The 6,607-nt window shown below is 49.4% G+C and carries 4 protein-coding genes and 1 pseudogene; 2 read left to right on the top strand and 3 right to left on the bottom strand.

From position 1 onward, the window contains the following. On the top strand, positions 1–1,721 hold a 1,721-nt coding region (gene adeD, locus MHN01_RS12670; protein ID WP_239411678.1), incomplete at its 5' end, for an adenine deaminase. Positions 1,722–1,850: 129 nt separating this feature from the next. Here adeD and MHN01_RS12665 read toward each other — a convergent pair. The 3 genes from MHN01_RS12665 to MHN01_RS12655 all read right to left on the bottom strand — a co-directional run bounded on the left by MHN01_RS12665 (position 1,851) and on the right by MHN01_RS12655 (position 5,625). Further along, entirely contained in the window at positions 1,851–3,368 is a 1,518-nt protein-coding gene (locus tag MHN01_RS12665; protein ID WP_239411679.1) for a sodium:alanine symporter family protein, read from the bottom strand. Positions 3,369–3,796: 428 nt separating this feature from the next. After that, positions 3,797–4,252: a methylated-DNA--[protein]-cysteine S-methyltransferase gene (locus MHN01_RS12660; protein ID WP_075766612.1), complete on the bottom strand. Its 456-nt coding sequence runs from the start codon at positions 4,250–4,252 to the stop codon at positions 3,797–3,799. Beyond that, positions 4,249–5,625 (bottom strand): AlkA N-terminal domain-containing protein, encoded by a 1,377-nt coding sequence (locus MHN01_RS12655; protein ID WP_239411677.1) that lies wholly within the window; start codon positions 5,623–5,625, stop codon positions 4,249–4,251. The genes MHN01_RS12660 and MHN01_RS12655 overlap by 4 nt, the downstream gene beginning before the upstream one ends. A 234-nt stretch (positions 5,626–5,859) precedes the next feature. On the opposite strand from MHN01_RS12655, the pseudogene MHN01_RS12650 reads away from it, so the two are divergent. Further along, positions 5,860–6,526: pseudogene (locus MHN01_RS12650) on the top strand (IS6 family transposase); the annotation flags it as partial. Positions 6,527–6,607 lie beyond the last annotated feature (81 nt).

Raw genomic sequence — 6,607 nt, 5'->3', positions numbered from 1 at the left:
CCGTATTACGAAAAGAGCAAACCGCCGATCTCAAGCTAACCAATATCTCGGTACTTGATCTCGTCAACGGTGAAATATCTCCCAGCCCCATTGTGATCGATCAAGGCTATATTGCCGCTATCGGCCCTGAAGCAGAAGAGCTAACGGCTACACGAACCGTCGACTGCAAGGGCCAGATTGCCGTACCGGGATTTATCGACGGCCACATGCATGTCGAAACCTCGACCATGACGCCGTTCGAGTTCGAGCGCACCACCTTACCGCTCGGTACCACCAGCATCGTCTGTGATCCCCATGAGCTCGTTAACGTAATGGGAAAACCGGGGATCGAGTGGTTCCTTCGCTGCAGCGAGATGATGCGACAGAACATGTTCGTTCAGGTGAGCTCCTGTGTACCCGCCGTTGCCGGACTGGATATCAACGGCAGCGACTTCACAGTGGAAGAAATGCGCGCCTACCTCGACCACCCGCATGTACTGGGACTGGCCGAAGTCATGGACTACCCGGCGGTTCTTAATGGTAGTCCTATCATGCTAGATAAGCTTGAAGCATTTAGCTCGTTGAATATCGACGGGCATTGCCCCTTGCTCAGCGGCCGGGAACTCTCGGCCTATGTTGCCAGCGGCATCCAGAACTGCCATGAAACCACCAACTACCAGGAAGGAAAAGAAAAGCTGGCCAAAGGCATGGCGGTGATCATGCGCGAAGGGTCGGTAGCCAAAAACCTTGATGCACTGGCCCCACTGATCACTGAGTTCAGCTCACCACTGTGTCTGCTTTGTACCGATGATCGTAATCCTCACGAAATTGCCAAAGAAGGTCATATCGACTACATGGTCAGACGGCTTATCCAGCACCATAAGATCAAGCCTCATTTGGCCTACCGAGTCGCGTCATGGTCAGCAGCCCGGCACTTTGGCCTACGTCGGCTGGGACTGCTGGCTCCGGGTTACAAAGCTGATATCAATTTGGTCAACACAATTGAGCAGGTTGATATTCAGCGGGTACTGATCGGCGGACAGTTTGTCGACGAGCTGCACCTTGCCGAGTCAGTAGCGACCAAGCTAGATGCCTCTGTTCCCCCTTTGCAACCTACCCTGAAACATAAAGCGGTAACAGAAGAAGAACTGGCAATTCCCCTGACAGACGGTAACTACCATGTGATTGAGATCATCAAGAACGAGCTGCTGACCAATCACCTCGTTTGTCACTTTGACGGTCAGCAGTTTGATCGTGAAGGCATTAACAAGCTGGCTGTTGTCGAGCGATACGGTCACCAGCTGCCACCCGCCAAGGGGCTGATAACAGGGTTTAGTCTCAACCAGGGGGCGATTGCAACCAGCGTCGGCCATGACTCGCACAATATCGTCGCTATTGGTGCCGATGAGCACAGCATGGCTATCGCTATCAACCACTTGCTCGCAATCGGTGGAGGCTATTGTGTGGTGCAAGACGGGAAGGTCTCTGCCGATCTCAAGCTTCCGCTGGCTGGGATCATGAGCCTCGACAGCTCAGAGGTCATAACAACGCAGATTGTTGCCCTCAAGCAAGCCTCGCAAGCAATCGGCGTCGAGGTTGCCGAGCCGTTTGTTCAAATGAGCTTCCTCGCCCTGCCCGTGATCCCGTCGTTGAAGATGACAGTAAAAGGTCTGGTAGATGTCGATAAGTTCGAGCTCATCGACCTTCGGCAGGAAGCACCGCAAACCGCTGCCACTCACTAAAAACATAAATCAGTGACAGGCATTAGCGACATTCATAGGAAATAAACGTACAGGAAAGTGTAAAAGAAAACAGGTCAGCCAATATCATTGGCTGACCTGTTTAATACAGACTTCAAATTTTAGATTAGCTTAGTTTGTCTCAGTTCCTTTAGAGAAAGCCAATCCCTTCTCGCCTTCCTTGCTGAAATCCTTGATTTCACCCGACTGTACACGAGCAATGAATGACTGCAGCTCTTTCTTCACAACCGGCATCAGGAAGTACAGACCGATGATGTTGAAGATAGACATAGCGAAGATAGCAGCATCCGAGAAGTCGATTACCGCACCGAAGCTAACGCTGGCACCGACAACCACAAAGCAGCAGAACATTACTTTGTAGGCCAGCTCAGTACCTTTGCCTTCACCGAACAGGTAAGTCCAGGCTTTCAGACCATAGTAAGACCAGGAAATCATGGTTGAGAAGGCAAACATCACGACTGCCACAGCCAGAACATACTGGAAGATATCAGCCGTTTGGGTAAATGCCGCCGCTGTCAGGTTAACACCGCTCAGCTCACCGTTGTTCATACCCGAAATAGTGATAACCAGTGCTGTCATTGTACAAATCACAACAGTATCAATGAATGGTTCCAGTACCGATACCAGACCTTCAGTTACAGGCTCCTTAGTTTTAACCGCTGCGTGCGCAATCGCCGCCGAACCTACACCCGCTTCGTTAGAGAAAGTTGCACGTTTCATACCCTGGATAAGTGCACCGATGAAACCACCTGCTACACCAGCTCCTGTAAACGCGCCTTCAATGATTTGACCGAACGCATCACCAATCAGCGAAGCATTGGCTACCAGAACAATCAGCGACATACCAACATAAATCAGTGCCATCGCAGGAACCAGCTTACCAGTTACTCGAGCAATCGACGGCATACCACCGATGATTACTGATGCCACCATACCGGCAAGAATAAGACCTGTTACCCAACCATAACCTTCTGGCAAGCCAAGCGTCTGGACAATCATTGCATTAGCTTGGTTACCCTGGAACATGTTACCGCCGCCCAGTGCACCCAGAATCGTCATAATCGCAAAGCCAACAGCCAGGCCTTTACCCAGACCGCCGAAGCCTCGCTCTTTCAAACCTCGGCTCAGGTAGTACATTGGACCACCCGACACATCGCCATTTGGCAGTTCATTACGGTATTTAACACCCAGGGTACACTCACAGAACTTCGAGGCCATACCCAACAGGCCACACAGGATCATCCAGAATGTTGCACCCGGACCACCAATCGCCAGCGCCGCACCCACACCGGCAATGTTACCCAAACCGACCGTACCAGACAGTGCGGTTGCCAGCGCCTGGAAATGCGAAACCTGACCCGGCTCCTTGTTGTTCGGATCAGTAAAGTCTCCTTTGACGATTTTCACAGCCAAGCCAAAACGCTTGAACTGCACAAAACCGAAATACAGCGTGAAGATAATCGCAGCTACGAATAACCAGCCAACGATGACCGGAAAGTTAGCCCCATTAACAGGCACCGATGTAAAAATTGTGTTCGCGAACCAACCGAGGTATTCGCTAAAAAAGTGATCGATTGCCTTATCAATTCCAACTTGCTCCCCCGCTGCGTTCGCCGAAGAAGTAAACATGGTTAACGCTACAGCAAGATAACAACTAATTTTTGATATCATATTCCGTTCCACCTGTGTATTTATATTTTGTTGGCGGAACACAGCAGAATTTTTCACCATTCAGCACTGTGTTTACCTAATCACCAACATTTCCCTGTGGCGAAAAAAATTAGCAATAAGGAAACACGAACTCAACATAACGAGCACATAGGAAACAGGTTTTCCCACTTCATAATGGAAGGTTTTGGAGATATATGACTGGCTTTAAGTAACCAGCTAGCCCACATTGTTATCTATTTGACTATAAGTAGTGATTACCGATCTAATTACAAAGCATTAACATTTCGTTAACCCAGTCACCTTTTGATACAATTATCACTACTTCAACGTCGATTTAGTCAGTCACAAACACCAAAATATCCCTACTTTTTGGCAAACTTTTGTCCTCAGTCACCGCACTTTTCATGCTCCAGTAACCAGACTTTCAAATCCAGCCCGCCGGCATAACCGGTTAGCTTACCGGAACTACCAATAACCCTATGACAGGGAACAATAATCGGGATCGGGTTTTTACCGTTCGCGGCACCAACCGCCCTCACCGCCTTGGGATTACCGATGCGATTGGCGATATCACCATATGAACACGTTTCGCCATATGGGATGTGGTTGAGCGCCTGCCAAACCTGGCGCTGAAAATCAGTGCCATTCATTTTAAGCGGCACGTCGAAATCTTGTATTTCACCGTTAAAATATGCCACTAACTGCTCGCAACATTGGCGAGAAACAGCATTGGGTGTTTCGCTGCTATCCGGGTTGGCATCAAACTCAATAGCCACCACCGCCGACTCATCGGCAACGATATTCAGCCAGCCGATTGGCGTCTGCAACAGTTGGTTGTTCATGACAAAGTGCTCCATAAATACAAAGTTAAATAACTACGCCACGGGGCGGCGAGTGAATCGTCAATTGGGTTGGGTAATACGGCCAGCGCTTTCTTTATACCCAAATCACTGACCAGATAGATATCAGGCTCGCTAAGTCCCCGCATCCTCATATAATCCACGGTCCACGGTCCAATACCTGGCAAGGCCAACAAGCTTTTGGCATCATCCAGCGGATTGCTTTCGGCAAAGGCCGAGAAATTCCTCAACGTATCCCGCCTGCGTTGCGGCATACCAAGCTGTTCCAAATCAAACAGGCTAACCTGGGCCGGTTCGGGAAAATAACGATAATCACCATCATTGCGAGGATTAAAGTCCACGAACCGACTAACCAGATTACGTGCCGCCTTAACTGACACCTGCTGACCGAGTATCGCCCGAATTCCTGCCTCATACGGACTCCAGATACCCGGCAGGCGAACCCCAGTCATCTCAAGCTGCTCGCAATCCAGAGCCTGTAGCAACTGCTGCTCTATCAACAACGAGTCCGCATCCAAATCGAGGCAGCGGCGAATCGTCTTGATCACCCGGGGAAGATATTTCAAATCGCTAAGGTGTATCTCAACATGAAATACCGATTTCCCTTCATCATGCGTTGCGGTGAAGCGACCGGTACAGTCATCGTACTGAAAGGTCCGGCCGTAGCTTTTCTCATCCAGCCACTCCAGACCGGGGATCAGACGTGATGCGTAAAACTGCTGCAGATAGTCCCAGTTATACGGCGGGCGATAGGCAAGCGACAGACAGATCCCTTTCCCAGCCTCAAGCGCCGACTTTTGTTGCTTGCGGATCTGGGACGGAGTCAGGGAGAACTGCTGCTTAAAACAGTCATTGAATCGACGAATGCTGTTAAAACCGCACGCCATGGCCACATCCGTTACCGGCATACGGGTATCATGCAACAGCTTTTTTGCCAGCAAGCATTGCTGGTACAAACTATAGGATTTTGGTGACAGGCCAACTTGCTCAACAAACAACTGGCGAAGATAGCGCTCGGTGATCCCCAACCTGTCTGCAAGATGAGTAAGCGGTTGCTCCGTCAGCGCCCCTTCATCTATCAGGCGTAGCGCCCGGTTTAAGGTAGCATTCTTACCCAACCAGGCTGGCGAGCCCGGCGCACTGTCAGGACGACAGCGCAGGCAAGGTCGGTATCCCGCGTTGGCCGCAGCAACCGCTGTCGGAAAATATTCGACATTCTTTTCTTTCGGTGCTGGAGCCGGGCAAATCGAACGGCAATAGATGCCGGTGGTTTTCACGGCAGTAAAAAACAAACCATCATAACGGGTATCTCTTGCTAATCTGGCCTGCTGACATTGAAGTGGGGTCATAACCATGACTGAACTCTCGACGACTTATCTACTGCTAAGTCTAAAGACTTTCGAGAGCAAGACTAGCCAGAATCGGAACTGAACCCTGATAAACTGTTATGTTCAAATAGTCCTGCTGTAAATGTCCCATCTTTAGAATTCATTTCAGCAACGAGCTTGTTGCAAAAACTGTCTTCAAGCAGAGACTAATGTGATATAAGCAGAACAGAGAAACCTTAAATGAACAACTAATTCAACTGGATACATTTTACCCCTGAAATCATTCTCTGGAACATTCATTGGTATGGCTCTACTCCGATGAGCTACACCAACCACAATGATATATGGGCCGAACGAGGGATCTCCGTGCATCGCTCTACTGATGGTTTGTTCAGTTCTCACCCATCTTGCACAGGAATCTGCGGCGGCATTATCAATTCATCCGGGCCAACTCGTCGTGGCAGCTTGACGAAACCTATGTCAATGTTAAAGGAAAGAGGTGTTACCTCTATCGGGTCATCGATAATCAGGGGCGAACCATAGGCTTCCGCCTTTCGCCGAAAAGAGATAACTATACAGCCTACCAATTCCTTCGCCGCTGCCTGAATCGTTACTGTCATGAACTGCACCCGAAGACACTGAATACCGATAAACACGCCTCGTATCAGCCACGATGCCAGACTGCGTACTAACGTCCAGAATCGCCAAGTCAAATACCTCAATAATCGCATCGAATCCGATCATGCCCCTATCAAGAAACTGAATAAAGCCATCGGTGGCTTTAAAGTCAACAAACGGGCCAAATACATGGGTTTGAATCACTGCGGATGCTGAACAAAGGCCAGTTTGATTTCTGGTTACGAACCGGTGAAGGAAGACATTGGTACGGGAGACATCTGCCCTTATGAATCGTGTATTCAACGTAGAGCGCTTTTTTCCTGATGATTTATCAAAACCCAAGGTAAATCTGCTCATATCCATTTTTTACACCAACCCCATTAATACCTTG

It is taken from the genome of Photobacterium sp. OFAV2-7 (genome assembly GCF_022347985.1).
GTDB lineage: Bacteria > Pseudomonadota > Gammaproteobacteria > Enterobacterales > Vibrionaceae > Photobacterium.
Note: the sequence above shows the minus strand (reverse complement) of the source record. Positions and strands in the feature narration are given on the sequence as shown.

Coding starts and splice junctions, on each gene's coding strand:
- MHN01_RS12665 (WP_239411679.1), bottom strand. CDS start 3,368: ATGTTTACTTCTTCGGCGAACGCAGCGGGGGAGCAAGTTGGAATTGAT.
- MHN01_RS12660 (WP_075766612.1), bottom strand. CDS start 4,252: ATGAACAACCAACTGTTGCAGACGCCAATCGGCTGGCTGAATATCGTT.
- MHN01_RS12655 (WP_239411677.1), bottom strand. CDS start 5,625: ATGGTTATGACCCCACTTCAATGTCAGCAGGCCAGATTAGCAAGAGAT.